The following is a 26,837-nucleotide window of genomic DNA, read 5'->3' on the forward strand; positions in this document are numbered from 1 at the left end:
TTGGGTTATTGAACGCCAAATTTAACATTTTATTTTATATATTGTTTTTTTCGATCAAGTATTTCCAATACCTTTTTGGAAGATGTTGTATATGTAGTTTTGAATTTTTCCTGGATTTTATATTAACGTTGTCAAAATACGTTTTCCATAATTGTTGAAATTCCAACTCATCATTAGTATAATATTCTTTGTTAATTGTAGTAGTGTGTTTGGAAAAATAGTCTAAAGTAATTATCTCTACTTTCTGAAGGTTATAAAATATTCCATAAGCTCTTTTAATATCATAGATTAACCATTTTTGATCCGCATAGCGATCCGTAAAGTGGTGTATTAATAAAGGTAGTACATTAAAATCAGGTTCTACAGTGGCAGTGTAGATTTCATCTTTAGTTTTTTTAAATCTTACAAAAGCTTCCATACGGTGTTTCTCTCTACTAACCATTTTTGCTACTTGGCTTATTTTAAGAATATCTTTGCTGCTATAATCAATAAATTTAGAATTTGTGGCCTTAAAAGTATTCTTTATATAAGAAAATATGGTGTTTTCGACACCTTTAATTTCACTTAAGAATGCCCTGAAAAGAATTTTCTGTTGTGATATGTCGGTTTTATCCTTGATCCCTTTCCAGACTCTTTTTGCTTTAGTTTTATCCGTATGAATTGTTTCGGAAATCGTAAATAGTTGATTATTTATTTCTTGTTGTTTTTGTATAATTGGCGAATCAATTTTTTGTTCATAGATCATAAAAACACATGATAGGAATCCATCAAAACTTCCATCGTATTGTAAAATAGTTTGTGGATTCATAGTATTACGTTTAAGGAAATAAGCTGAGTTGATTTGTAAAATATTTATTGTGCTTACTTTTGGAAGAATTCACAATAAGTTTTTTTAAGTCTAATGGAGCTATATCTTTATGAAAAAAATTTGTAGAATTACAGGTTATAAAATATTTGGACCTGTTTAGAGAGATACCAATTGCCTTAAGATGTGACCAATCTAATTTTCTAAAGCTTCTAGCTTGTAGTATTTTGTATACGGATTGCATTCCGATTCCAGGTACTCTAGCAATTATATTTTTATCAGCTGTATTAATATCAATCGGAAAAACTTCCATGTTTCGTAAAGCCCAGCTCAATTTTGGATCTATATCTAATTCTAGGTTTTTATGTTGATCGTTTAATAATTCCTGGATTGAAAATCCATAAAAGCGAAGTAACCAATCAGTTTGGTATAATCTGTTTTCTCTTAAAATTGGCACCTCAGTCTGTATAGAAGGTAGTCGATTGTCCGTGGTTATTGGTATATAACCTGAGTAATAGACTCTACGCATATTAAATTTTTGATAATAATAGTTTGCAGAATACATAATATCTCTATCGCTCTCTCCTGTCGCTCCAATAATCATCTGAGTACTTTGACCTGCAGGAGCATATTTAGGAGTGTTTTTTATCGATTTTCGTTCAGATTTATACCGAATGATTTCATTTTTCACCTTTCTCATAGGTTTTATAAAATCTTCATGTTTTTTGTCTGGGGCCAAAAGTTTTAGTCCTGATATTGTAGGAATTTCTATGTTAACGCTTAATCGGTCAGCGTAAAGTCCAGCTTCTCTCATAAGTTCATCACTTGCACCAGGAATTGATTTTAAATGAATGTAACCATTAAAATTCTCTTCTAGTCTTAGTTTCTTTGCCACGGCTACTAAGCGTTCCATTGTATAATCAGAATTTTTGAAGATTCCAGAACTTAAAAATAAACCTTCTATATAGTTTCTTCTGTAAAAATTTATGGTCAGGTCGACTACTTCTTGGATTTTAAATGCGGCTCTTTTTATGTCATTGCTTTTTCTTGTAACACAGTATGCGCAATCAAATATACAGTGATTGGTAAGTAAAATTTTTAATAAGGATACACAGCGTCCGTCTTCTGTATAACTATGGCATATACCCATTCCAGTATTATTGCCTAATCCTTTTTGCGTATTTGCTCTTTTTCCTCCACTACTTGCACAAGATACATCGTATTTAGCTGCATCGGCAAGAATCGATAGTTTTTCAGTGATTCTATCAAACGACATACGAATTTTGATTGGATGTCTTGATTTCGTGCTTTAATGCTCTAAATATTTCTTCAATGTCAACAAGGATTTGATAATCTGTAAAACGCAATACGGTTATACCCAAAGAATGAATGTGTAATTTTTTAGGAGCATCCTGACTATATACTTCAGAAAATTCGTGGGCATATCCATCTATTTCTATAGCAATTTTTAATACAGGACAATAAAAGTCAAAAATATAATTGCCAACCTTATGATTCCTAATGAAATAAAATCCTTTTTTGGTTAAACCCTCATAAAGTTCTTCTGTTGCTGGGATAGAATTATTTAATGAATACTTAATGATTTTTTCTGATTCCGGTTGATGTAATACAATTTGTGATCTCATAAGATTATAGTTGACTAGTAATTTTTCCAAATTTATGGAATTATTCCAATAAAATAAAAATGAAATAGTGTTAAAATTGGAATTATTCCAAAAAACAGTATATTTGTTACATAATTATCCCTAACCGGAGTAACCGAAATGTATGCTAATAAATAAATAATAGTTGTATGGATAATTTAACTAACCAAACCATTCAACGCTTTAAATCAATCCGTGAGGAAAATCATTTTACACAATCTGATTTTGCTAAAATTTTGAATATTAAAAATTCTACTGCGGATATAGAAAGAGGAAAAACAAAGATTTCAGGAAAAGTAGTTTCTAAATTACTTCAGGAGTTTGGAGTGAATCCTTTATGGTTGTTTGGCGAGAGTGATCAAAAGAGAATTCAGTTACATAATGGTGATGTTACACCTAAGGTTGTTACCGTGGATTCGGAGAATAATGAAAATATTGTTCTTGTAAATGTAAAGGCGGCAGCTGGTTATCCGCATAACGTTCAGGATGTGGATTGGTATCAACAATTACCTGCGTTTGATATACCATTGCCAGAATATAGGAATGCTACGTATAGAGGGTTTCAGGTAGAAGGAGATAGTATGTTGCCTGTTTTGGAGCCTAAAGAATGGGTTATTGGAAAAGCTATAAATAGTCTTTCAGAATTGAGTAGTAATGCTTTGTATGTTGTAGTTTTACAGGATAGTGTAGTGGTAAAGAAAGTTAGAAAGAATGAAGATTCTTCGGTATTGACGTTAATTTCTCTAAACACTGATTACTTACCATTTACAATCCAAACACATCAAATAGTAGAGGTTTGGGAAGTGAACAGTAAACTGAGTTTTAATATTGATGCAAATTCTGATACTGCAAGTATTAAACAATTACAGGATGCAATGATGGTTTTGACATCGGAAGTTAGAAGTTTGAAAAACTAATCTATAAACCCATGTTTTCTTGCGTGTTCTTCCGCTTCTTGTGATGAGTGAACAAGTAGGATAGGAGTTATGGTAAAAGAATTAATAATATCCATGATTCTTTTTTCTTTTCTCTTGTGATTAACACTTCTCAGATAAATTGCTAATATTCGGTCGGGAAATTGTCCTGCTATTTCTGTATAAATATGTGCATCTTTTTCGCCACTGTCTCCAATAAGTATGAACTTTAAATTAGGATATATTTTTAGGATATTTAAAATTTCTGACTGTTTATGTGGAGCCGTTGGTTTTGGTGTTTTGTCAAAGGGTGTTCTAAAATCTCTTAATAAAATAGGTCCTTCTGGGAAGTAATGTTTTTTTAAAAAAGCGGTTAAATAATCATATAAGTTCCAAGGGCTATTACTAACATAAAAAATTGGATTAGTTGATTTTTTGGCTTTACCTAGTTTAAGTTTCTGATAAAATTGGACAGTTCCTTCAAGCGGCAGTCTCCTATCAAAATTTTTAAAAAAAGTGTTTGCAATTACTCGCCACTTTAAGATAGATGCTACACCAGTATGCAGAATTGTATCATCAATATCACTGATTATACCATAAGAAGCTTTTTTAGAAGGAACTAACATTTTTCCCTTAAAGATATTTGATTGAATTACATTCTTGTTACCTGTAGTTTGATAGGAAACTATATAATTAATATATCCTTCTTTATTTAGTAATTCATTAGAGTTTGATATAATTTCGTCAAAATTATAGTATCCTTCGGCATCCGTGGTTGTAGTGTATTTTTGTCCATTAGATAATTTTAGATCGATATGCGCTTTTCTAATTTCATCACTTTCGAACTGTCGATAAATGTTTCGTAATGTTTTGAAAGTTCCTGTATTTCCATCGAAATTGACATTCTCATTTTCTAGTGCTCTTCCAGTTGCCCTTAATCTGTTTGTAGTTCCATATCCTAAGTAAGAATTAATTCGTAATGGTTTTTTTTTGAACATTATAATTGTAATTATGCTGCAATATAAAGATAAAAAACCCCGCTAAATAGCGAGGTTTTTTATTAAATAGCTTTAAATATTATTTTATTGAAGCTTTAATTTCTTCAATTTTTATTTTTACATCTTTCTCAGTCCCTTTAAGTTTTTTTACTTCGGTAGAAGTTTTTCCATTGACAGTTTTAGTTATGGTAACTCTAGCATTTGCCATATCACCATCCATATTCATTTCAACTTGAATTAGTTTCCCTATTTTATCAGAAGAAGATGTTGTTTCTATAACTTCTATTTCATTGGTTGCAACGGCAGTTTCAGAAGTGTGTCCGCCAAGAATAGGTGCAATTACAAGACCGATTAGACATGTTAATTTAATTAAGATGTTCATGGATGGTCCAGAAGTATCTTTAAAAGGGTCTCCAACTGTATCTCCCGTTACGGCTGCTTTGTGAGCATCGGAACCTTTGTAAGTCATTTCTCCATTTATTTCTACACCTGCTTCAAATGATTTTTTAGCATTGTCCCAAGCTCCACCGGCGTTATTTTGGAATATAGCCCATAAAACACCAGAAACTGTAACTCCGGCCATATATCCACCTAACATTTCTGCTATAGCCTGATTATTCATTCCAAAAACCATGGGAATAAAAGCTATTGCTAATGGAAACCCTATAGTCAGCAATCCAGGTAACATCATTTCTCTTAAAGAGGCTTTAGTAGAAATTGCGACACATTTGTCATATTCAGGTTTTCCAGTTCCTTCCATAATTCCGGCAATCTCTTTAAATTGTCGACGCACTTCATATACCATTTCCATTGCTGCTTTTCCTACAGCATTCATCGCTAAAGCAGAGAATACTACAGGTACCATTCCACCAACAAATAACATGGCTAATACAGGTGCTTTAAAGATGTTGATTCCGTCAATTTCTGTAAATGTTACATATGCAGCGAATAGAGCTAAGGAAGTCAACGCTGCAGATGCAATAGCAAATCCTTTTCCAGTTGCGGCTGTCGTGTTTCCTACTGAGTCTAAAATATCAGTTCGCTCTCTTACGATTGGTTCTTGTTCACTCATTTCTGCAATTCCTCCTGCATTATCAGCAATAGGTCCAAAAGCGTCAATTGCTAATTGCATTGCCGTTGTAGCCATCATAGCAGATGCAGCCATAGCTACACCATAAAATCCAGCAAAAGCATAAGATGCCCAAATAGCTCCTGCAAATAATAAGACAGAAGAAAAAGTCGAAATCATACCAGTAGCTAGACCAGCGATAATGTTAGTTCCTGCTCCAGTACTTGATTTTTGTACAATTTCTAATATAGGCTTTTTGCCTAAACCTGTATAATATTCAGTAACGGCAGAAATTACTCCTCCTACAAAAAGACCAACCAATGTAGCGTAAAATACCCGCATTGCAGAAATATCTATTAAACCTTCTCCGAAAAATTCCATTTTCATGGTTTCAGGAAGCATATATGTACATAGACCAAAACAAGATGCAGCTACTAATGCGATTGATGTCCAGTTTCCGATATTAAGAGCTCCCATAACTTGGGCTTCTTTAGCATCGTTACTTTTTATTTTTACAAGCATCGTTCCGATAATAGAAATAATAATTCCAGCTCCTGCTATTGCAACAGGTAATAAAACAGGTCCAATACCATCAAACCCTTCACTGACAATATTTCCTCCCATATCTTTAATGATATAATTACCTAATACCATTGCCGCTAATACTGTGGCTACATAGGAACCAAATAAATCTGCACCCATACCTGCAACATCTCCAACATTATCTCCAACATTGTCCGCAATTGTAGCGGGATTACGAGGATCATCTTCCGGGATCCCTGCTTCTACTTTTCCAACTAAATCTGCTCCTACATCAGCAGCTTTTGTGTAAATTCCTCCACCAACACGAGCAAACAAAGCAATAGATTCAGCTCCTAAGGAGAATCCTGCTAAAGTTTCCAGAACAACAGTCATATCAGATGTGTTGGTCCATTGTCCTCCCATAAAATAATGAAAAAAGACAATGAAAAAAGCAGTTAATCCTAAAACTGCTAAACCTGCAACACCAAGACCCATTACTGTACCTCCACCAAAGGAAATTTTTAGCGCATTTGGTAAGCTATTACGAGCTGCTTGTGTAGTTCTTACATTGGTTTTGGTAGCAATTTTCATCCCTATATTACCTGCAAATGCAGAGAAAACCGCTCCAAATATAAAAGCAATAACAATTAACCAATGAGTAGTTGGTACTACAAAAGATACAATAGTAAGTAATACACTTACTATTACTACAAATATTGCAAGTAATTTATACTCTGCATTTAGGAAAGCTAAGGCTCCTTCGTATATATGATCTGAAATTTCTTTCATTTTTCCATCACCGGCATCTTGTTTCATTACCCAAGATTTTTTAACCAGCATATAAATAAGCCCTAGTAATGCCAAAACAATTGGCATATAAATCATATTTGATTCCATTAAATGTATTTTTAGTTAATTAGTCACTAAATGTAGTAAAATAAAGCTAAAAAGAAAAAGCGCAATATTCTTTACAAAATATTGCGCTTTTATTTATTTTTTGTATGGACTTTAGTGAATACTGAATAAACCTTTTGGTTTATTTGGCATATCCTCAAAACGTTTTACACAGGCTTTGATAATTTCTCTGGCTTCATCTATATTTCCCCAGCCACCAACATCTACTTTTTTCTCTTCTAAATCTTTGTATACTTGGAAGAAATGTTCTATTTCTTTTATAAGGTGTGGATTCATTTCTTTTAGATCGGCTAAACGACTAGCGATAGGATCTGCTACAGGTACACAAATGATTTTTTCATCTGGACCTTTTTCATCCGTCATATGAAAAACACCTATTGGTTTAACTTCTATTACACATCCAGGAAATGTAGGTTCTGTTACCAATACTAGAACATCAAGTGGGTCACCATCTAATGCCAAAGTTTCTGGGATAAATCCATAATCTGCTGGATACATCATAGAAGAAAAGATCATGCGATCATAGCGGATCTTTTTTATATCAAAATCGTATTCGTATTTATTTCGGCTTCCTTTTGGAATTTCGATTAGTACATCGAAACTATCGCGATTTGCTGCGCTCATATTATTATTCTCATTTTTATGGGCGGCAAATATAAGTATTACAAGGGTTTGGTTAAAATTTATAACCAAAAATAACAGATTTTTGTGCTAATATTTAATGTTACGGTAACCTTAAACCTTTTCGTAAAAATAATAGTACAGTTTATAAAATAAATAAGCAAAAATATAAAGCTTGATAAAAGAGATTAAATCATATAGAATTTATCTCTTTTAGAAATAGAACCCGAAAGATCCTGTTACTCCAAAATCACGGGCATCAGGGTTATCGAAGTAATTTCCTCTAAAGTGAAAATCAATTCTGAATACTTTAAAGATATTTCCAACTCCAACACTATATTCCCAGTAGATTTCTTCATCCGGAGCTCCTACAGTTTGTAAGAAACCAGAGGCATCTAGTGCGATATTTTCATCAGATAACTCACCCCAAACTCCTCGAATGCCAACAAGTTCTCGTAAATTTAATTTTCTAAGTAACGGTATTCTAGAAAAAATTCTACCATTAAAATTATGTTCAATATGTACAGCGGCATAAGTATCTGTAACAAATTCGTAAAAATTTAATAACGGAAATGTATTTTGAATTGATAAGTATGTCTGATTACCAGGTACAACACTTAGCAGTCCTAAAGGTACTTCTCCAAACGTTTTACCTACTTCTAAAGAGCTACTAAGAACACCAAAACCACCAATATTCCATGGTTGCCTATAGAAGAATTGAAGTTTTTGATACTCAAAATCACTTTCTAAGATATGATCTAGTCCTAAAGAATAATTAAGGAATAATTGTGCATAGTCGCCATCGTTTACTGTTATTTTATCTACACCGTATCCGGTTGTTTTACGTCCTGGATAATAGGCCAGCGTAGTAGCTATTTCTGCTTGCTTAATTTCAGATTTTATTTCACCAGTTTCAGGATCGAAAAAGTCAAGACTAAATAAATCATCATCTGCTGGTTTTAATGTTCTATATGATCCAGTGACTCCTATAGTGAAATTCTTTCGTGGTTCTATTTGCATCGAAAAAGCCGATAGGTTAATTGATGTTAATCTACTGTTATCACCTGTGGCAACTATCGATGAAGAGGCTAAACTTCGTCCCTCGACATCGTTTGTGTTAGTTAGACTGGCTCCTAATTGTTCTACATCTCTTCGATTTCCAGCTGAAACTATTAATCTTGACTTTCTGTCTACTAGATATTTTCCAGAAATTCCGTATTTAAACTTATTATCTCTAAAACCGTAAGCTCCATATCCTTCTATCCTCCATCTATCATTTGCAGTAAAATACGTGCGACCTCCAGCTCTTAATCTAAACCCTTCAATCGTATTATATCCCACTGTAGAGAATAAAGGACCAAAATCCCATCCATTAAATTCTACATAACCTGTAGCTAATATGGTACCTACGTTATAAAGTCTTTTAAAAGCTTTTACTGTTCTAAGGGTGTCTAGTAATTTGTATACTTTTTGTTCGTCTTTGTTCAGATCTTCCATTCTGGCGTTAGTCCAAAAAGAATCGTCTCTATTATAAATATCTTGATTATAAGGGTCTACTTGGCTTTGGTAGAATTTTTTATCTTTCTTTTGGTCAAATTTGTAATTATCATAAAGGGTAGTTCTTTTACCATACATTCCCCTAGATTTCTCCTTTTTATTAAAAGCAAAATCTGATTGAAAATAATCTTTGGTAATAAGGAAAATGGAATCATTAAGAACATCAAATTCCTGTTCGATGTATAAGTCTTTTACCCAGTTAATATTAGCACTTTTGGTAACTTCTAGGTTGATTTCTTTGATTGCCCAAGTAGTGTCATTTACCCAAAAATCTCCTTTAAAAGTAAGTTCATTTTTTCTTCTAGGATAGTAGATAATGTTATAACACCATTTGTTTCCTATGTAAGCACTGTCTGATAAGACGTAATTATATACATTGATCCCAGTTCTAGAAAGAGGACTGGTAAAACTTTTGTCAAAAAACTTTAGATAATTGTCATAGATATCGTAATCAGAATATAAATCTTTTACGAATGCTATAAGAGTTTGATTATCGCTAAAACCTGCATTTTTATTACCTTTTAAAACCTCTTTAAGTTCGTTTAACTCATTATCACCATATACCTTAGAAATTGCTTCGTTAAGAAAGATAGGGAGGTAGGTTTTACCGGTAATTCTCGAAGTATCAATATCTTCGAAAATAAATTCCATACCATTAAAAATTCTACTATTAACTAGAGCGCTATCAATGGTGTTTAGATCGAATTCAAGTTTTTCGTACTTATCATAATTATACTGCTTAAACTTTTTAACACCATTTTCTCTTCTATTATCCCAAATTTTACGAAGAATATCTATAGCTGGGTTATTTTTTTTAGAAGTCTTTCCTTTATAAATGACAACTTCGTCTAATGAGGCCGCCTCTTCTTCTAAAACAACTTCCATGTTATAAGTGGTGCGTTTAGAAAGTTTTATTGTTTTTGTTTCAAAACCAATAAAAGATACCTTAATACTACTGTGATTTTGATCAGATTCCATATAGAATTTACCATTTTCATCCGTAATAGTTCCAATAGTTGAATTTACGAAAACAATGTTTGCAAATGGAACGGATTGTTTATTACTATCATAAACATAACCACTTACTTTAGTTTGTGCGAAAACGAAGGAGTTGCTAAAAGCAAAAAATAATAACCCTAAAACCCAATATTTCATCTAATATTTTTAAATAATTATGATTAGCATCATTAAATTAATTTGATTTTAAAAAATCAAAAAGGAGCAATTAAGCCCTTTTTTTATTAGTCAATTAGTATGTTGTAACCTAATTCTATAGTATCAATTTAATGTTGCTCTATCTAAAACACATCAATATATAAAAACCCTACCTCTTATATTTTACAAATTCAAAAATGTTTTGTGTTAAGCTTTTGATTATAGAGCTTAACACAAAACATTTTTAAATATATAAACTCAAAATTTCAAAGTGCCCTAAAAATTGACGTTTGTAAACTTGTGATATTTCATCAAATTTCGAGCCAACTTTTATGATGCAGCAAATCAAAATTTAAAAATCTATCAGACGCAAAGAAAAAGGGTTCCTTTTATTTATACATTACTTTTTTGACAGCTTTAACAACATCTTTACTGTTTGGTAACCATTCTTCAAATAAAACCGGTGAATAAGGTGTTGGGGTATCAGCTGTATTTATTTTTATGACAGGAGCATCTAAATAATCAAAAATATTAGATTGAACCTGATACGTTATTTCAGATGCGATATTTGCTAATGGCCAAGCTTCTTCTAGAATAACAAGTCGATTTGTCTTTTTTACTGAAGTAAAAATAGCATCCAAGTCTAGAGGGCGTACAGTTCTAAGGTCTATAATTTCGCAGGTGATGTTTTCTTTCGCAAGTTCATCTGCAGCTTTTACGGCTTCCTTAATAATTTTACCAAAAGACACGATTGTTACATCAGCACCTTCTCTAATAGTTTCTGCAACACCAAGTGGTATTGTGTATTCTCCTTCGGGTACTTCACCTTTATCTCCATACATTTGCTCACTTTCCATGAAAATAACTGGGTCATTATCACGGATAGCAGATTTTAATAAACCTTTAGCGTCTTTAGGGTTAGAAGGGATTACTACTTTTAGTCCTGGAGTATTTGCAAACCAGTTTTCAAAAGCCTGAGAGTGTGTAGCACCTAATTGTCCAGCAGATGCAGTAGGTCCTCTAAATACGATAGGAATATTAAATTGTCCACCACTCATTTGACGCATTTTTGCAGCGTTATTAATGATTTGGTCAATTCCAACTAATGAAAAGTTGAAAGTCATAAATTCTATGATCGGACGATTACCATTCATTGCGCTACCAACCCCTATACCAGAAAAACCTAGCTCAGATATTGGAGTGTCAATAACTCTATCTGGGCCAAACTCATCAAGCATACCTTTACTAGCTTTATAAGCTCCATTGTACTCAGCTACTTCTTCACCCATAAGATAAATAGATTCATCTCGGCGCATTTCTTCGCTCATTGCTTCGCAAATTGCTTCTCTGAATTGTATCGTTTTCATTTCTAAAATAATTATTTTTGTGCTACACGAAAGGCAAAAGTAGCAATTAATACCTTTTACTAATCATTGAAAATTGAAAAATTTACTATGCATGCATAGTAAATTCGACATTTTATTTGTACCTTCGCTTTTATTATTAAATTCTCAAAAAATACCTATATAAAATGAAGATATTAGTTTGTATTAGCCATGTGCCGGACACTACTTCTAAAATTAATTTTACTGAAGGAGATACAAAGTTTGACACAAATGGAGTACAGTTTGTAATTAATCCTAATGATGAGTTTGGATTAACACGCGCTATGTGGTTTAAAGAAAAACAAGGTGCATCTGTTGATGTTGTAAATGTTGGAGGAGCTGAAACTGAACCTACTTTAAGAAAAGCTTTAGCTATTGGAGCAGATAATGCAATTAGAGTTAATACAGAAGCTACAGATGGTTTTTATGTGGCAAAGCAACTGGCTAAAGTTGTGCAAGATGGGGGATATGATCTTGTAATTGCAGGAAGAGAATCTATTGATTATAATGGAGGTATGGTGCCAGGTATGTTAGCTGCCCTAACAGGAGCTAATTTTGTAAATACTTGTATTGGATTAGAGATAGAAGGAGATACTGCCACTGCAGTTCGTGAGATTGATGGAGGAAAAGAAACTTCGACAACTACATTACCACTTGTAGTTGGTGGTCAAAAAGGGTTGGTAGAAGAAAGTGATCTTCGAATTCCTAATATGAGAGGAATTATGATGGCTCGTAAAAAACCGCTTACCGTTATAGAAGCTATAGAGGCTACACAAGAAACAAAAGCTGTTAAGTTCGAGAAACCAGCTCCAAAAGGAGATGTAACTTTGGTTTCTCCTGATAATGTAGGTCAATTAGTTGAGTTATTACATAACGAAGCTAAAGCAATATAATAATTTTAAAGAATGTCTACTATCATAATAATGGTATTAGATTCAATATAAAAAAAACAGTATATATGTCAGTTTTAGTATACACAGAAAGTGAAGGAGGCAAATTTAAGAAAGCTGCTTTTGAGGTTGCATCCTATGCAAAAGAAATAGCAAATATGCTAGGTACTACTGTTACCGCAGTTAGCGTTAACGTGGAGAATAGTAGTGATCTTGGAACATATGGAGTAGATAAAGTTTTAGAAATTAAAAACGATAAGCTAGCTACGTTTAGTGCAAAAGCATATGCAGATTCATTGAAGCAAGCGGCGGAAAAAGAAGGAGCAAAAGTTGTAGTAGTTAGTTCTAGTGCGGATAGTAAGTTTTTAGCTTCTATGTTAGCTGTTAATCTTGATGCAGGATATGCTTCTAACGTTGTTGCATTACCTGAAAATGTAGCTCCTTTTACTGTAAAAAGAACAGCTTTTACGAATAAAGCGTTTAATATTACGGAGATTTCTACAGATGTAAAAATAGTAGGATTATCTAATAACGCATTCGGATTAAAAGAAATTCAAGGTGCTGCGGCAGCAGAAGGTTTTGATCCATCATTATCGGATGCAGATTTTGGTGTTAATGTAACATCAGTAGATAAGGCAACGGATAAAGTATCTATTGCAGATGCAGAAGTTGTGGTTTCTGGAGGTAGAGGTCTTAAGGGACCAGAGAATTGGGGAATGATAGAGGAGTTAGCTGATGTTCTTGGAGCCGCTACTGCTTGTTCTAAGCCCGTAAGTGATATGGGGTGGAGACCTCACGGTGAACATGTAGGACAGACAGGAAAGCCTGTAGCTACCAACTTATATATTGCTGTTGGGATTTCTGGAGCAATTCAACATCTTGCAGGAATTAATTCTAGTAAGGTAAAAGTAGTAATAAACAATGATCCTGAAGCACCTTTCTTTAAGGCTGCAGATTATGGTATTGTTGGTGATGCCTTTGAGGTAGTACCTCAGTTAATTGAAAAATTAAAGGAATTTAAGGCGAATAACGCATAATTTTCATAAATTGTGCCCAATCAAGGGCTGTTTGAACTCAGGTAAAGTCCATTTGTTCAAACAGCCTTTTTTTTATTGAAAATTACTATGAGTTTAGTTCGTCTGAACATAAAAGGAATATCTTACAGTCAAACCCAAAATGGGGCCTATGCATTAATTTTAAGCGAGGTAGATGGAGAAAGAAAATTACCAATTGTTATTGGTGCATTCGAGGCACAATCCATAGCAATTGCTTTAGAAAAGGAGATTAAACCTCCTCGTCCATTAACTCATGATCTATTTAAAAACTTCGCTGATCGATTTGATGTAGTGGTTAAACAGGTAATCATTCATAAGTTAGTGGATGGTGTTTTTTATTCAAGTATTATTTGCGAGCGTGATAAGATCGAAGAGATAATAGATGCTAGAACGAGTGATGCCATAGCACTTGCATTGCGTTTTCAAGCGCCTATTTTTACGTATAAAAACATCTTGGATCAAGCGGGAATTTATCTTAAGGTAAATCCTAAGAAAGATGATGATGCTGCTGAAAGTCTACTTGTAGATGAATTAGTTTCAGATGATGTAGAAATGGTAGGTAAAGAAACTAGTTATCAAGATTTATCTCTCGAAGAATTAAATCGCATGTTGGATCAAGCTGTTGGCAATGAGGATTATGAATTGGCAGCCAGAATAAGAGATGAAATTTCAAAACGAGGTTAGTTTTGAAGACGTTTATCACATATTCCGAAATAATATATTATTACTTTCTAATTATATGAAAAAAGGACTACTATTTCTCCTACTATCATTATTTACTATTACTATTTTATCAGCACAGTCTATAGAAAAAGAATGGATTCTAAAGAATGTTGAAGGAGCCTCTGATAATATATTTAAAGTTGGAGACAACGATTATTTAAATTTAGAAGAAGGTTTGTTTTCTTATAAGTTTAATAATCGATTAGAAAATCTTAAAGGTGATTACCTTGCTCAAGGTAATGTGTTGTTGTTTTTTCCTGATACCGCAGAGGACTCTATTATAAAATATAAAATTCGAAGTACTACAGATTCTACTTTAGTTTTATCTAAAAGAGATGTGATATATTCTTTTATTCCTAAAAAGGAAATAACCGACGTTGCTCCTGTACCAACAAATAGTGAACTAATTCCTAATCAAGGTTTTTCTTTTTCGAGTTTCTGGAGAGGAGTTTTAGGAATGATTGTCTTACTAGCTATTGCATTTCTATTTAGTAGTAATAGAAAAGCAATTAATTGGAAAACAGTTGGCCTAGGTGTTTGTTTTCAGTTAGTTATTGCTATTGGGGTTTTGAGAGTTCCGTTTGTTCAAACAATATTCGAATGGGTAGGAAGCCTGTTTGTTAGTGTATTAGACTTTACTAGGGCAGGAAGTAAATTTCTGTTTGAAGGTTTGGTTGTTGATATGGATACTTTTGGTTTTATATTTGCTTTTCAAGTATTACCCACTATTATATTCTTTTCGGCTTTAACTTCATTATTATTTTATTTAGGTGTCATCCAAAAGGTAGTAAAGGGACTTGCCTGGTTATTAACTAAAGCGCTAAAGATATCAGGAGCAGAAAGTTTAAGTGTAGCTGGTAACATTTTTTTAGGTCAAACAGAGGCGCCTTTATTGATTAAAGCGTACTTAGAAAAAATGAATAAATCCGAAATGCTATTGGTTATGATCGGTGGTATGGCAACTGTTGCGGGAGCTGTATTAGCAGCATATATAGGTTTTTTGGGAGGAGACGATCCGATTTTGAGATTGCAATTTGCAAAACACCTGTTGGCTGCATCTGTAATGGCTGCACCAGGAGCGATTATTATTTCTAAGATATTATTTCCACAGACAGAAGAAATTAATACCGATGTATATGTTTCTTCAGAAAAAATAGGATCTAATATTTTAGATGCTATTGCAAATGGAACAACTGAAGGTTTGAAACTGGCAGTAAATGTTGGAGCTATGTTGTTAGTATTTGTGGCTTTTATTGCAATGCTTAATGGTATGTTAGGTTGGGTCGGAGATATAACATCTGTTAATACTTGGATTGCATCAAACACAGCATACCAAAGTTTATCTCTTGAACTTATTTTGGGCTATATTTTTGCACCATTAATGTGGTTAATTGGAGTTGCAAAAGAAGACATCGCTTTAATGGGACAACTTCTCGGTATTAAGTTAGCTGCTAGTGAGTTTGTTGGTTATATACAATTAGCCGATTTAAAAAATGTAGCAAACGTGACACATTTGACTTATAATAAATCAGTAATCATGGCTACGTATATGTTATGTGGTTTTGCAAACTTTGCATCAATTGGAATACAGATTGGAGGGATTGGTTCTCTTGCACCTGGACAACGAAAAACATTATCAGAGTTTGGAATGAAAGCTTTAATAGGTGGTACGATCGCTTCACTTTTATCAGCCACTATCGCCGGAATGATTATCGGATAAAATAAGATAGATTTTTTTGTTAAAAATGTAATTGTGGATTAGATTTTACAAGTATTTCATAATCTACGCATTAAACGATATCTCAAAACCTATTTTTTGTATATTTGACAGAAATTAGTATAATTTTAACAAACTCAAAAAGAAAGTTAGTAAGGGAGTATGAAGCAATATTTGGATCTGGTACGTCATGTGCTAGAAAATGGAAATGAAAAGGAAGACAGAACGGGAACAGGAACCAAAAGTGTTTTTGGATATCAAATGCGTTTTGATTTGAGCGAAGGTTTCCCAATGGTGACTACCAAGAAACTTCATTTAAAGTCTATTATACACGAGCTATTATGGTTTTTAAATGGAGATACAAATGTTAAGTATCTACAGGAAAATGGAGTTCGTATTTGGAATGAATGGGCAGATGAAAATGGAGATTTAGGACCAGTTTATGGACATCAATGGCGTAATTGGAATGGAGATGAAATTGATCAAATTAAAGAAATCGTCGAAGCTTTAAAAAATAATCCAGATAGTAGACGAATGTTGGTATCTGCGTGGAACCCTAGTGTTTTGCCGGATACATCTAAATCTTTTTCGGAAAATGTGGCGAATGGAAAAGCCGCATTGCCTCCTTGCCATGCCTTTTTTCAATTTTATGTAGCTAATGGGAAATTATCTTGTCAGTTATATCAAAGAAGTGCTGATATTTTCTTAGGAGTACCATTTAACATAGCTTCTTATGCCTTGTTTACAATGATGATGGCGCAAGTTTGCGGTTATGAAGCGGGAGAGTTTGTACATACATTTGGAGATGCTCATATTTATAATAATCATAAAGAACAATTAGAATTACAGTTGTCTAGAACTCCTAAAAAATTACCAACTATTAGGATCAATCCTAAGGTAGAAAATATTTTTGGCTTCGTTTTTGATGACTTCATACTGGAAGACTATAATCCGCACCCTCATATTAAAGGTGCAGTTGCAGTTTAACCCCCCAAAACTTAAACTGAATACTATGAAAAAACTACTACTTATTGCAACAATTTTATGTTCCACCTTTTTATTTGCTCAGGATAATGTTATCCTGTCTCAAGATAACGCTAATGAAAAAGGGATTACTCCTATATGGCCGGGCTGTGAAAAATCAAGACAGAGCCCTGTAAAGTGTTTTGATAATAACCTAAGAAACCATATTATTCGAAATTTCAGATATCCCGAAATCGCTGAAAAAGATGGATTGGAAGGAACAGTTACTGTAGAATTTATAATTAATAATAAAGGTAAGTCTGAAGTCATTGATGTTAAAGGAGGTCATAGACATTTACAAAGGGAAGCTGTTAGAATTATTAGAGCTATTCCTAAAATGAAACCTGGAAAGTGGGGTAAGAAACCAATTGCTATTGCATATGAAGCACCTATTACTTTCATTAAACCAAAATAGATATTTGTGTTTTTAACATTGGATTAACTCTATTATCAATTAGTGAAATAATAAAAATCATTAAATTTGAGTGTATTCGTAAATCGAATACGCTCTTTTTTTATGGTAATTACTGATAATTTGCTTTCTTCTTTATTAGCTACAAGATCTCATACAGAAGAAATTTGTGCCCCCCTTCAAACAGAAGATTATGTTGTTCAACCCATAGTTGATGTTTCTCCACCAAAATGGCATCTAGGACATACTACTTGGTTTTTTGAAGAGTTTATTCTTGCTAAATACAAAACGGATTATACTCGATTTCATAATGATTTTGCATATGTTTTTAATAGTTATTATGAAAGTGTAGGGAAACGAGTTATAAGAACTAATAGAGGTAATCTTTCTAGACCTACGGTTAGTGAAGTTTATGAGTATAGAGACTATGTAACTAATAGTTTGTATTCATTTTTAGAAGATAATGATAATACAGAGATTAGAGCACTTGTGGAGATTGGTATTCATCATGAAAAACAACATCAAGAGTTATTATTAACGGATATAAAATATATTCTAGGTAACAATCCGTTATTACCAAAATATAATGATACGTTTAATGAGAATCCGAAAGTAAATCCTTCAACTGGATATCATAAGATTAATGAAGGGTTGTACGAGATTGGTTATAAGGGAGAAGGATTTTGTTATGATAATGAACTTAGTTCACATAAAGTGTTTATTGAGGAGTATCATATTGCCAATAATTTGACAACTAATCGGGAGTACCTTGATTTTATAAATGATAAAGGGTATAAGAATAGTTTGTTGTGGCATGCAGAAGCTTGGGATTGGATTAATTCAAATGATATTAAGACACCGCTTTATTGGCATAATATAGATGAAAGATATTCTCAGTATACATTGAGGGGATTAATAGAATTGGATTTAGAAGCTCCTGTTACTCATATATCATATTATGAAGCCTTTGCATTTGCTCAATGGAAAGGAGAGCGTCTTCCGACAGAATTTGAATGGGAAGCATCTCAACAGTTTTTTGATTGGGGGATAAGATGGGAGTGGACTGAAAGTGCATATTTGCCTTATCCTAACTATAGTAAAGCTCCTGGAGCTCTTGGCGAGTATAACGGAAAATTTATGGTAAATCAGAAAGTGCTTAGAGGAGGTTCTGTGGCTACTCCTAATAATAATACAAGACCTACATATCGTAATTTTTTTCACCCTCAACTAAGATGGCAATTTAATGGATTGCGACTAGTAAAAAATAAATAACCCCATTACATGAATTCTAAAGATCAAAATGTATTGCTTTGTGCTTTCGGCAAAGAAGTAAACGAAGGACTAACAGCTTTTCCTAAATATTTATCTTCCAAATTTTTTTATGACGAATTAGGTGATAAGTTGTTTCAGCAGATTATGGACTTGCCAGAGTATTATTTAACTAATGCAGAGTTTAATATTTTTCAGTTACATAAGGCCGATATTTTAAAAAGTTTTGATTCTGATAAAGAAGGATTTGATCTGGTAGAACTTGGTGCGGGCGATGGAAAGAAAACAAAAGTTTTATTAAGAGAACTGCTCGAAAAAGAATATCCGGTTACGTATCATCCCATAGATATTAGTAAAAATGCAATTGATGGTTTGGTTTCTAATCTAGAACAAGAGTTACCTAGTCTTAGTGTACAAGGTCAGATAGGAGAATATTTTGAAGTGTTAGATAGATTGCAGCATATTAGTGATCGTAAAAAAGTTATTATGGTATTGGGCTCTAATATTGGTAATCTTTTACATCCTAGAGCGATTCAGTTTTTGAAAAAATTAAACGCTGTCATGCATCCTGATGATCTTATTTTTATGGGATTCGATCAAAAGAAGCATCCTCAGAAAGTTTTAGACGCTTATAACGACAAATCTGGTGTAACGGCCGCGTTCAATAAGAATGTTTTGGCTAGAATCAATAAAGAGCTAGGAGGTAATTTTGATTTGGATGCATTTACTCATTGGGAAGTGTATGATCCAGAAAGCGGAACCGCTAAAAGTTATCTAGTAAGTACTAAAAAGCAAACAGTTGATATTGATTGTTTATCGATACAGGTTCACTTTGAAGCTTGGGAAAGTATTCATACAGAGATTTCTCAGAAGTATGATGATGATACAGTAAAATGGCTTGCAGAAGAATCTGGATTAGAGATAAGTAAATCGTTTACAGATGAAAATAAATATTATAAGAATTATGTGTTCAAGAAATCAGAATAGATAATTTAGATCTAAAAAAAAGCATATAAAATAGTTATGAAAGCAATATGGAATAATAAAATAATTGCAGAAAGCAATGATACCAAAGTGATTGAAAATAATCATTATTTTCCTCCTGAAGCTATTAAAAAGGAGTTTTTTAAATCAAGTGAAACGCATACCAACTGTCCTTGGAAAGGAGTTGCATCTTATTATACAGTAACTGTAAATGGCAAGGAAAATACAGATGCGGCATGGTTTTATCCAGAAACAAGTGACCTTGCTAAGCAAATAAAAGGTTACGTTGCATTTTGGAAAGGTATTGAGGTTGTAGAATAATAACTACAACCCCAATTAAAATTATGTTAGTTAAAGAACCAATAAACTATTTTCTGCAGCAGCAAAATCGTTCCATTGATATCCATCTGCTTCAGTTTCGTTGGTCCATTGACCATCTACCACATATTTAAATTCGAACTTTTGATCTTTCGGAAGATCTAAAGTCCCCTTAAATGTACCATTTTTTAACTTTTTCAATACCGTTGCTTCAGTATTCCATTCATTAAATTCTCCAGCCACACAAACATTAGTTGCTTCTTTTGCCGGAACAGAAAAAGTAACTTTACAGATAGGTTTTGACTTTAAGTATTGTTTGGTTATTGCCATAATTTTAGTTTAAAATTAATTCTTGGTTAATAAAATTTAAGGGAAATTACCACAAAACATTAAAAAATAAAAGTGTAAACTCTCGGATTTTCAATAATTTAATGAACAATTAACAATTAAATATTAACGATAACGATGTAGTATCTTTAACCTAAACTAGTATTATAATTCTACAGTAATTCTTAGAAGTTAAACCATTACATAAACTTAGAGAAAAATATTAATGACTTATCATGAATTGTAAATTCTGAGTTTCTTTTTTATGATAGTCAACTGATAATATATACATACCAGTGGTTAAATGTGATACCTCAATATTGTTTCCATTACTTATGAGTTTTTGAGAATCAACCGTTAGTTGTTTTCTTCCTTGTAAGTCATAAATATTAATAGCTACAATTTCGTTTGTATTACTTGTAGATTTTTGAATGGATATTTCGCTATTGGCCGGATTTGGGAATAGCTTTATATCATCTATATTAGTGTCTATAAAATCTCTGTTAATTTGATTATTACTAGTATCAATTAGTTTCCATTTGGTACAGTTGCCTGTGTAGCCCTGTGATACCTGTGTGATTGCAATAGATTCGTCAATATTAGCGGAACAACCTTTGGATCTTATCCAGTTGTTTGTTTGTCTATTTTGGATTCTAAAATACCCTTCTTCATCCGTTTCTATTAATTTCCATTGCTCGCACCAGCCAAAAGAAGCTGAGCTTACCTGAACTATTTCGATAGAATCATTGGCAGTATTACTACAATTTTTTGGACGATATCTTCCATTTGTTCCTTTGTTTTGTAGATAGTAATATCCTTCATCTGTTGGTATGAATTCAAAGATTGTGCAATTTCCAGTATTATTGGTTGAAGTCATTACTAATGGCGTGATTTCACTATAATCATTCGAACATCCTCTAGTTCTTATCCATTGCTTGGTAGCTTTATTTTCTAATCTCCATAGTGTTCCACTAATATCTATTTCTGTGTCATTATTTATAGCGCTAATATTAATTTCTTGAAGATCATCAAAACGGTTATTCCAATTTTCATTTTCTGGAACTATATAGGATAACCATTTATAATCGTTATCCGCTATTGGTATATCTTCATTTACTACAACTTCAATTTCTATATTATTTGTTCCTGCGGGAACTGTAGTGATTTTAACACCATAGTTAGTCCACGGAGCTCTATTAAGTTGCAAGGAAACAATAATATCTCTAGTTGCCGATGCTGAATACTCTAAATTTATTATTCCGGTACCACCAGGAGAAATTGTGTCAGGACCATCTATAGATACGATTTCATCGTTTGCTTGATTTTGTGACCACCAAAGGGAACCAAAATTTTCTATTTGTGTATAATTACGAGGTTTAACCCAAGTAGCATAAATAGATCCAATGATGTTTTCTGTATCTTGGGCTGCTGTCTGCCACTGATTAAAGTTAAGTTCAACATCTGCATCGTAAAATGCTCCTACAATCTGTTTAAAGCCTAGATCAGAGAAAAACTTGAGCGATTTTGTACCTTTATCTATAATTTTTTGACCTTCCCACCAAGTTGCAAGTATAACTTTATTTGGATCTACGCTAACCCAAGACTGATCTAGGGTATTATTAATTTGATAATAATCTGCAATGGCATTATGCTCTGGATCAATCATATCACTCCAAAAATAATATGCTGCATCTGGCGCAACTTCAAAAAGATCTTTAAAAGATCGTTGGATACTAGCTGATAAGGCAGCACCAGAATTTCCGATTTGAGTATCTAAAGGTTCCCATCCTCCTGTTCTTATTTCAGAATAATTCAATAAAAAGCCGTCAGGTTCAAAATCATTACTTAGTTTTTGATGAATTCTTCGCATTCTACTATATATTTCGGGATGATTCCAAGAAGCGGATACTTGTCCACTTGCGGTTGGAAGTCCGTGATATCCGCTTATTTTTACTATATCGCCTTCTTTTATATTTGTAGTACTGCTAATGAGTATTTTAGGTGATAAATGTTGCGTGTCGAAAGCTCCAGAAAATCCAGAAACACCAAGTTGATCATCTGATATTGGAGCTACATCAGCTCCAAATGTAAGTGTTTGTCCATTATTATGTTTTAGAGATGTTGGTAAATCTTCTCGATTTAACCAGTTAAGAGTTGGAGAGTCAATAATTTCTAAATCATCCCACCAAATTGTACCTTGTTGACCTCCAAAGACCGCTAATGCTAAATTAACTTCAGTAGCATTTAAACTGTTAAATCCAATACGTATTTCTTCCCAATCTTCTGTAGTTAAGTTATTAGGACTATTGTAATATTTTCTACCTCCGTTATCATTTGGAAGAGATATATGTAAATTTGTTAAAGTACGGTCCTTATTATTTTCATCTCTAATTAATGCTGCTAAGTTTCTTGCAGTTAGATTTTCGGTCTTGATCCAAACTTTTAATGTGTATTGATGAAATGGTTTCACATCAAAAACTGTAAAAATTCTAGAATCTTCATTGTTAGTAGCTTCTGCTCTAAAAGAAGCATTACCGCTTTTTTTAATATTGGTGTCAATAAAAGTTCGTTCTCCGATTGCATCTTGAAATTTCCATTGCAGAACTTTGTTTCCATCAAAGTCTTCAAAATCTCCATTAATTAGATTAGAAGATTTAATAGGTCTAAGTTCGCCATCTATAGCTTTTAATTCTTGTTCTTCAATAGGATATCCAGTAGTTAAATTAGGGTTAGATGCTATTAGTGAACCTGCAAATCCCATGGAAATAGTGATGAAATGTAATTTCATTCCTCTTTCTTTAATTCCATCAACCAATACTTGGATTCGCTCATCCCATCTAGACCCTGCAGTCCCTTCTAGTCCATACGTATTTAATTTAGAATCAGAATATAGAACAGTATTCGCTCCAGCTGCTTTTGCTCTATCAATATAAACAAATAAATCTTCTGGTTCATCTACTACTAGATTAGCAGACATGTGTAATACTTTATCTTCTTTTCCTATAACTTTAGCAATTATATCGTTTGATTCGATATTAGATATCGGTACTTCTTGGGAAGTAGTTAAAAAAGCAATGCATAAAAATAAAGGGGTGAGTAATAAGTTAAGTTTTTTCATGATATTTTGTGTTACGTTTTAAGAAAATTGAGCAATCTATATGGTTATATCGTTATAACAAGAAAGGTACTTCTTTGCTAGTATATTTATATATATTAAAGCAATATTTGGTTAGTACTAATTTGTAGTTATCTGTTATAACTTTGTGGTTGGTAATCAGTTCTGCAATAATTGTTTATTTACTTCAAAAAATCATACCATTTTTAAAACCTGAATGAGAATCGCTGATTACATATTTTAACCCAATATTTATTTATACTATTTCTACAACTAGTGTAGAAATAATGCACGTGTCATGAAAAGGTTTTATAGGTAGGTTAATAGGGTGTCAATATCTTCGATAGTATTATAAAAATGCAGACTTATTCGTATTCCATTTCCTCTTAGAGAGGTGATTATATTTCTTTCCCTTAGTGTATTATATAATTTTTGATCTCCTTTTATATTAAAAATAGAGCTATGATCATTCCTCTCTATTACATCAGTTTCTAATAAGTTTAAGGAGGCTAATTTTGTTTTTGTGTACTCTTTTAGTTCTTGTATGTTTTCTTCAATTTTAGGAAGACCAATTTTGGATAAAAATTCCAAAGAAAACTGTAAACTCCCGAAGTTATAGGTGTCCAAATGTCCGCATTCATATCTTGCTTGTAGATTTGTGTATGAAGGATCATAATTAGCAGTTGAGGAAGCTTTTTTATAAGTATCCGGTGTTGTTTTATTAAGAATGCCTTCTTTAAATAATAAAAATCCGTTGCCATAACCTCCTAATAACCATTTGTACCCACTACATCCAAGAATATCAATTCCTGAAGTGTCAAAATCAAAAGCTCTAGTTCCGCAAAACTGTGTGCCATCAGCAATTATTAAAAGATCAGGATTTTTTAGTTTTAATTTCTTAAGGAATTCAAGATTTATTGTTATACCGCTAATGTATTGTACTAAGCTAAAAGCAAAAACAGTAGGGTTATATTTAGCGATAGCTTTTTCGATATTTTCCTCTAACGAGGTGTTCACTTTAGCATAGCATACATTAAACCCTTTATTTATTACAGAAAAGTTTATAGAAGGATAATCTTCATCTAAAAGAAGTACTTTTTTATTTTTTTCTAACCCGTTTAATATGGTATTAAAACCTAAAGAAAAATTTGGTGTTAATACAGTATTTTCTGATTTGCAGCCTAAAAACGAACCAATTGATGTCCTTACTGAATTTAAAAGTTTTTCTTGATGTTCCCTAAACATACTTCCTCCAATGAGAAAATCGAGATCATGCTCCTGTCTATAGTCTAATAATGAATCATATAATAAGCCGGAGGAGGCCGTGTTAAGATATGTGTTTTGAGATAATACGGGAAATTCTTTTTTTAAATTCTTCATAAGTTATTTTACGGTTTTTTGGTAAAACCTTTATATTTACTTTGATAATTAATCAAGCATTACTAAGGTACTATTAAAATGTTTTCAAAAAGAAAAGAAACTCCACAAATTGATCCTGTACAGCGCGAATTATATGAATATGCTCGTAAACGGATTGTTCAAAAGAAAAGACTATTTCAGCATTTTATAGTATTTTTAGTTGGATCGGTGTTTTTGATTATTCTAAACCTATTAGTCGGAATTGGTAAGGAGATTACTTTTTTTGGTATTGACTGGTGTTTGATAGCCGTAGTTTGTTGGGCATTTTTGTTGGTATTACACTTTTGTAATGTATGGTTATTTCACAAGTTTATGGGTACGGAATGGACAAGTAAGCAGATGGAACGATTGATTGCTAAACAAAAAGCCGAAATAGCATTGATTCAGAAGGATGTTGATCAGATGTATCCAAAAGATGAATTGGTTAAAAAGAAAGAAGAATTTATTAAACAACAACAATCAAAAGTTATTGAGGCGCCTGTAGTATCTAAGAAAGACCAAATAATTACAATGATTGCGGCGGCAGGAGAAAACAATGCGTTAGGAAAAGATAATGATCTGGTTTGGCATTTACCGGATGATTTTAAACGTTTTAAACAATTAACTACTGGACATCATATTATTATGGGTCGAAAGACTTTTGAATCATTTCCAAAACCATTACCAAATCGTGTACATGTTGTAATAACTAGAAATCAAAATTATAAGCCAGAAGGAGCTATTGTAGTTCATTCTATGGAAGAAGCTTTAAAAATAGCTAAAGATGATCCACAGCCTTTTATTATTGGTGGTGGAGAGATTTATGATATTGGAATGGAATATTCTAACTGTATTGAACTTACAAGAGTTCATGGGGTATTCGAAGCAGATACTTTTTTTCCAGAAATCGATATTGAGAAATGGACTGTTGATAAAAAAGAGCTTCATGGTGCAGATGAGCGACATGAATATGCATTTACATATTTGACCTATAATAAGAAGTAAGAGTTTTTGGTTTGTTGTCAAAAAGACTCATAAAACATCTAGAAAATCTTCTTTCTGAGAGAATCATTTCTACTAAATCTTTATCCGGCGGAGATATCAATGAAGTATTTTCTTTAACCACAAATAATAGAGAAATGGTGGTTAAAGTGAATAGTGTGTCTAAATTTCCTGGAATGTTTAAAGCAGAAGCAAGGGGCTTACAAGAATTGATAGATGCTACTATATTTAAAATACCTGAGGTGCTGTTGTTTGGTAAAGATGCTGATGTATCTTTTTTGCTTTTAGAATATATAAAGTCTGGAAATAAAACTCCAGATTTTTGGTCAATATTCGGTGAACGACTAGCAAATTTACATAAGCAAAGTAAACCCTATTTTGGTTTTGAAGGTGATAACTACATTGGAAGTTTACCACAATATAACTCCAAATATTCTTCTGCTTCAGAGTTTTATATAACTCAGCGATTACAACCACAATTCGAAATGGCTATTAAAAGAGGTTTTTCTTTTTCGAGTTTGGATAGTTTTTATGTTGCTATTGAAAACGAAATTTCGGATGAAGTTTCTAGTTTAATACATGGAGATCTGTGGAGTGGTAATTTTATGATTGATATTAATGGTTTTCCTTGTTTAATAGATCCAGCAGTGGCTTATGCTCCTAGAGAAATGGATATTTCAATGATGCATCTTTTTGGAGGTTTTGAACACGAATTGTTTGAGGTTTATAATGACATTTTCCCATTAATAGATGGTTGGAAAAAAAGAATGGAAATTTGGCAATTATACTATTTATTAGTGCATCTTAATTTATTTGGAGATTCTTATTTACCACAAATTCAATCAATACTTAAAAAATATTCCTAAGGAATGGTTTAGTATTCTTTTCTTTTTTAATAAAAACGCACTGCAAATTAATAGAGGTCAACCATTGATTGAGAATGGTCGTTCATCAAATTGAGCATTTCTACCGATCGTTTTAGCTTTTATTTTAGAGGTC

The 26,837-nt window shown here is 32.6% G+C and carries 23 protein-coding genes; 12 read left to right on the top strand and 11 right to left on the bottom strand.

The genetic code is table 11. The annotated features are described in order from the left end of the window. Nucleotides 1–34: 34 nt before the first annotated feature. Genes H526_RS0110750 through H526_RS0110760 form a run of 3 tightly spaced genes read right to left on the bottom strand, consistent with a single transcriptional unit; the run spans nt 35 to nt 2,451 of the window. Complete coding sequence (locus H526_RS0110750; protein WP_027393007.1) at nt 35–808, bottom strand: TIGR03915 family putative DNA repair protein; 774 nt, start codon at nt 806–808, stop codon at nt 35–37. A 10-nt stretch (nt 809–818) separates the two neighbouring features. Next, complete coding sequence (locus H526_RS0110755) at nt 819–2,081, bottom strand: putative DNA modification/repair radical SAM protein (RefSeq protein ID WP_027393008.1); 1,263 nt, start codon at nt 2,079–2,081, stop codon at nt 819–821. Next, a complete protein-coding gene (locus tag H526_RS0110760; RefSeq protein WP_027393009.1) occupies nt 2,071–2,451 on the bottom strand; it encodes an endonuclease domain-containing protein in 381 nt (126 codons plus the stop codon). The genes H526_RS0110755 and H526_RS0110760 overlap by 11 nt, the downstream gene beginning before the upstream one ends. Before the next feature lie 167 nt (nt 2,452–2,618). On the opposite strand from H526_RS0110760, the gene H526_RS0110765 reads away from it, so the two are divergent. Continuing rightward, complete coding sequence (locus H526_RS0110765; RefSeq protein ID WP_027393010.1) at nt 2,619–3,386, top strand: XRE family transcriptional regulator; 768 nt, start codon at nt 2,619–2,621, stop codon at nt 3,384–3,386. Here H526_RS0110765 and H526_RS0110770 read toward each other — a convergent pair. The 5 genes from H526_RS0110770 to H526_RS0110790 form a co-directional block, all read right to left on the bottom strand. Further along, complete coding sequence (locus tag H526_RS0110770; RefSeq protein WP_035085238.1) at nt 3,383–4,381, bottom strand: App1 family protein phosphatidate phosphatase; 999 nt, start codon at nt 4,379–4,381, stop codon at nt 3,383–3,385. The two genes, H526_RS0110765 and H526_RS0110770, sit on opposite strands and share 4 nt — an antisense overlap. Before the next feature lie 79 nt (nt 4,382–4,460). Further along, nucleotides 4,461–6,869 (bottom strand): sodium-translocating pyrophosphatase, encoded by a 2,409-nt coding sequence (locus H526_RS0110775; protein ID WP_027393012.1) that lies wholly within the window; start codon nt 6,867–6,869, stop codon nt 4,461–4,463. Between the two features lie 111 nt (nt 6,870–6,980). After that, a complete protein-coding gene (locus H526_RS0110780; protein WP_027393013.1) occupies nt 6,981–7,511 on the bottom strand; it encodes an inorganic diphosphatase in 531 nt (176 codons plus the stop codon). Nucleotides 7,512–7,721: 210 nt separating this feature from the next. Next, complete coding sequence (locus H526_RS0110785) at nt 7,722–10,220, bottom strand: DUF5686 and carboxypeptidase-like regulatory domain-containing protein (RefSeq protein WP_027393014.1); 2,499 nt, start codon at nt 10,218–10,220, stop codon at nt 7,722–7,724. Nucleotides 10,221–10,609: 389 nt separating this feature from the next. Further along, nucleotides 10,610–11,587: a pyruvate dehydrogenase complex E1 component subunit beta gene (locus H526_RS0110790; RefSeq protein ID WP_027393015.1), complete on the bottom strand. Its 978-nt coding sequence runs from the start codon at nt 11,585–11,587 to the stop codon at nt 10,610–10,612. 164 nt (nt 11,588–11,751) lie between these two features. On the opposite strand from H526_RS0110790, the gene H526_RS0110795 reads away from it, so the two are divergent. The 9 genes from H526_RS0110795 to H526_RS0110835 all read left to right on the top strand — a co-directional run bounded on the left by H526_RS0110795 (nt 11,752) and on the right by H526_RS0110835 (nt 19,999). After that, a complete protein-coding gene (locus tag H526_RS0110795; protein WP_027393016.1) occupies nt 11,752–12,498 on the top strand; it encodes an electron transfer flavoprotein subunit beta/FixA family protein in 747 nt (248 codons plus the stop codon). Between the two features lie 65 nt (nt 12,499–12,563). Further along, complete coding sequence (locus H526_RS0110800; RefSeq protein ID WP_027393017.1) at nt 12,564–13,532, top strand: electron transfer flavoprotein subunit alpha/FixB family protein; 969 nt, start codon at nt 12,564–12,566, stop codon at nt 13,530–13,532. An 87-nt stretch (nt 13,533–13,619) separates the two neighbouring features. After that, nucleotides 13,620–14,234, top strand: a complete 615-nt coding sequence (locus tag H526_RS0110805; protein ID WP_027393018.1) for a bifunctional nuclease family protein — start codon at nt 13,620–13,622, stop codon at nt 14,232–14,234. A 55-nt stretch (nt 14,235–14,289) separates the two neighbouring features. Then, nucleotides 14,290–15,993: a NupC/NupG family nucleoside CNT transporter gene (locus tag H526_RS0110810; protein ID WP_027393019.1), complete on the top strand. Its 1,704-nt coding sequence runs from the start codon at nt 14,290–14,292 to the stop codon at nt 15,991–15,993. Between the two features lie 159 nt (nt 15,994–16,152). Beyond that, nucleotides 16,153–16,977 carry a thymidylate synthase gene (locus H526_RS0110815; protein ID WP_027393020.1) on the top strand — a complete coding sequence of 275 codons (825 nt, stop codon included), beginning with the start codon at nt 16,153–16,155 and terminating at the stop codon, nt 16,975–16,977. A gap of 25 nt (nt 16,978–17,002) precedes the next feature. Further along, nucleotides 17,003–17,428, top strand: a complete 426-nt coding sequence (locus tag H526_RS0110820; RefSeq protein WP_027393021.1) for an energy transducer TonB — start codon at nt 17,003–17,005, stop codon at nt 17,426–17,428. Between the two features lie 102 nt (nt 17,429–17,530). Beyond that, a complete protein-coding gene (gene egtB / locus H526_RS0110825; protein ID WP_027393022.1) occupies nt 17,531–18,697 on the top strand; it encodes an ergothioneine biosynthesis protein EgtB in 1,167 nt (388 codons plus the stop codon). Between the two features lie 9 nt (nt 18,698–18,706). Then, nucleotides 18,707–19,681 carry an L-histidine N(alpha)-methyltransferase gene (egtD, locus tag H526_RS0110830; protein ID WP_027393023.1) on the top strand — a complete coding sequence of 325 codons (975 nt, stop codon included), beginning with the start codon at nt 18,707–18,709 and terminating at the stop codon, nt 19,679–19,681. A 36-nt stretch (nt 19,682–19,717) separates the two neighbouring features. Next, nucleotides 19,718–19,999: a DUF427 domain-containing protein gene (locus H526_RS0110835; protein WP_027393024.1), complete on the top strand. Its 282-nt coding sequence runs from the start codon at nt 19,718–19,720 to the stop codon at nt 19,997–19,999. 30 nt (nt 20,000–20,029) lie between these two features. Here the strand turns inward: H526_RS0110835 and H526_RS0110840 are convergent, their stop codons facing one another. The 3 genes from H526_RS0110840 to H526_RS0110850 all read right to left on the bottom strand — a co-directional run bounded on the left by H526_RS0110840 (nt 20,030) and on the right by H526_RS0110850 (nt 24,818). Continuing rightward, nucleotides 20,030–20,326, bottom strand: coding sequence for an isoamylase early set domain-containing protein (locus tag H526_RS0110840; protein ID WP_027393025.1), 297 nt, complete (start codon nt 20,324–20,326; stop codon nt 20,030–20,032). Nucleotides 20,327–20,546: 220 nt separating this feature from the next. After that, entirely contained in the window at nt 20,547–23,441 is a 2,895-nt protein-coding gene (locus H526_RS0110845; RefSeq protein ID WP_027393026.1) for a T9SS type A sorting domain-containing protein, read from the bottom strand. Between the two features lie 306 nt (nt 23,442–23,747). Further along, the gene (locus H526_RS0110850; RefSeq protein ID WP_027393027.1) at nt 23,748–24,818 is read right to left on the bottom strand and encodes an aminotransferase class V-fold PLP-dependent enzyme; all 1,071 of its coding nucleotides are present in this window, start codon (nt 24,816–24,818) and stop codon (nt 23,748–23,750) included. Between the two features lie 78 nt (nt 24,819–24,896). On the opposite strand from H526_RS0110850, the gene H526_RS30805 reads away from it, so the two are divergent. Next, nucleotides 24,897–25,841: a dihydrofolate reductase gene (locus H526_RS30805; protein WP_051336103.1), complete on the top strand. Its 945-nt coding sequence runs from the start codon at nt 24,897–24,899 to the stop codon at nt 25,839–25,841. Between the two features lie 14 nt (nt 25,842–25,855). Then, nucleotides 25,856–26,704 (top strand): fructosamine kinase family protein, encoded by an 849-nt coding sequence (locus H526_RS0110860; RefSeq protein ID WP_245591202.1) that lies wholly within the window; start codon nt 25,856–25,858, stop codon nt 26,702–26,704. The last annotated feature ends 133 nt before the right edge of the window (nt 26,705–26,837 follow it).

It is taken from the genome of Aquimarina latercula DSM 2041, from assembly GCF_000430645.1.
GTDB classification, from domain to species: domain Bacteria; phylum Bacteroidota; class Bacteroidia; order Flavobacteriales; family Flavobacteriaceae; genus Aquimarina; species Aquimarina latercula.